Here is a 1,379-nt window from a genome sequence, read left to right as displayed (position 1 = left end):
GTCTCGAACGTTCATACGCACCGCGAGGGACATTTGAAATCTGTGGATAACTCTTCTCGTGTCCGCGAGTCGTTGCTGAGGCGTGCGGATGCGGCGTGGACTACGGCTCGGGCCGCGAGGGCAGCTACTCCCGCCGCGCTCGGGTACGAGCCGGGTAAGCCGCGTGGTCCTGCCCAGCGGCAGACCGCACCAAGGCGGACGACGGCACCGCCGCACCGCCGCTCGGCTACACAGCCATGCGGCTACACAATCATGCGGCTACACACCGGGCGGATACACGACCACGCGGCTCCACAGCCGTGCAACCGCACCGTCATGCACCAGCCAGCAACCGGTCCCGCCCCAGGAGCACCACTTGAGCAACACCACCCGAGCAACACCGCCCGAGCACCAGCGCCCAGGACCGCCTCAGATGCCGGCCGTCTCGCTCCCCCGCAGGATCGACGTCATCTTCTTGCCGCGGGCCACCTCGTCGACCAGCTTGTCCAGGTAGCGGATCTGCTGCATCAGCGGGTCCTCGATGTCCTCGACCCGGTAGCCGCAGATGACGCCCTTGATCAGGGACACGTTCGGGTTCATCGCCGGGGCCTCGGCGAAGAAGGTCTCCATGTCGATCTCGCTGTCCAGGACACGACGCAGCCCGGCGTCGTCGTAGCCCGTGAGCCAGGTGATGACCTGGTCCAGCTCGGCGGTCGTGTGGCCCTTTCGCTCCACCTTCTGCACGTACATGACGTAGATGCTGGCGAAGCTCATGGCGAAGATCCGGTGTCGTGCCATGGTTCGACACTAACGGAAGCCCCTGACATCCCCCGGGACGCTAGCCGAGCTCGACGACGATCCCCGTCAGGTCGTGCAGCACGCTCGCCGCCCCGGCCGCGACCGCCTCGCGCGCCCGGTCCGGCGTGACGGCGTTCGGGCGGGCGGCGTCGTTGCCCAGACCGGTCCCCCGGAACTCCGCGCCCGGCCAGACGACGGCAGTCACGTTGTGCGTCGGCTCGGGCAGCTGCGCCCCGACCAGCAGGAAGTCGGTCTCCAGGTACTGGGCGGTGATCAGGGAGAACACGTCCACGACGCCGTCGCCGACGCCGACCACGAGGTCCGGCGCGGCCGCCACGGCCTCGTCGATGCGCTGCTCGACCTCGTCGTCGTCGCGGGCGGGCAGCACGGTCAGGTCGGCGCCGTGGGTCTCGGCGTAGTGCTCGACGGCGTCCGTCAGGGTCGCGGTCGCCGCCTCGTCACCCCGGGCGACGACGACCATCGAGAACCCGGCGGGGGCCGCGACGTCGTCCCAGGTGCCGGGCGTGGGACGCACCGTCGCCTCGGGCGCGGGCCGGTGGCTGGACCCGACGAACCGCGCGGCGAAGCCGCTCAGGGGCGCC

The 1,379-nt window shown here is 70.1% G+C and carries 2 protein-coding genes; both read right to left on the bottom strand.

The window, feature by feature from the left end:
• Positions 1-408: 408 nt before the first annotated feature.
• Entirely contained in the window at positions 409-777 is a 369-nt protein-coding gene (locus tag PROKR_RS26880; protein ID WP_036969936.1) for a DUF2200 domain-containing protein, read from the bottom strand.
• Positions 778-817: 40 nt separating this feature from the next.
• Positions 818-1,379 (bottom strand): BMP family ABC transporter substrate-binding protein (locus PROKR_RS26875; RefSeq protein WP_051433410.1); only part of this gene is annotated, 562 nt, incomplete at its 5' end.

The organism is Promicromonospora kroppenstedtii DSM 19349 (assembly GCF_000515355.1).
In the GTDB taxonomy this organism is placed as follows: domain Bacteria; phylum Actinomycetota; class Actinomycetes; order Actinomycetales; family Cellulomonadaceae; genus Promicromonospora; species Promicromonospora kroppenstedtii.
Note: the sequence above shows the minus strand (reverse complement) of the source record. Positions and strands in the feature narration are given on the sequence as shown.

What these genes read in the sequence shown, in the direction of transcription:
- PROKR_RS26880 (WP_036969936.1), bottom strand. Translation starts at nt 777, where the DNA reads ATGGCACGACACCGGATCTTCGCCATGAGCTTCGCCAGCATCTACGTC.